Source organism: Halomonas sp. SIMBA_159 (genome assembly GCF_046536035.1).
GTDB lineage: Bacteria > Pseudomonadota > Gammaproteobacteria > Pseudomonadales > Halomonadaceae > Vreelandella > Vreelandella venusta_A.
This window is the reverse complement of sequence record NZ_JAWJBT010000452.1, coordinates 1-277: the sequence shown is the minus strand read 5'-3', so window position 1 is coordinate 277 and position 277 is coordinate 1. Positions and strand designations below refer to the sequence as shown.

Annotated in this window: 1 protein-coding gene; it reads right to left on the bottom strand. The window is 56.7% G+C overall.

All coding sequences use genetic code 11. From position 1 onward, the window contains the following. The coding region (locus R0J87_RS19985; RefSeq protein ID WP_498888433.1) for a protease-associated domain-containing protein at nucleotides 1-277 on the bottom strand (277 nt) is incomplete at both ends.

Below are 277 nucleotides of genomic sequence, written 5' to 3'. Positions count from 1 at the left end.
ACAGGCGGGTCTCCCCCTTAAAAAGATCCGGGCTGCCGGCGGGGTCGTTGTTCTTGACCACCAGCACTTTGCCCTTTACATCCACATCCTTAAAATCATCCCAGTCCTCCTCCGGCGCCTGGATGCCGTATCCCACATAGACCAGTTCCGCCTCGTCAATGCCAACCTCCTCTTCCAGGTTAGCGGGCCACGCCATAAAATCAGTATAATAATCGAAGGTATGGAGGGGCCGGTCCTCCCTGGAGATCGTCAGCTGCGCACCCTCATCCGTCTGTTG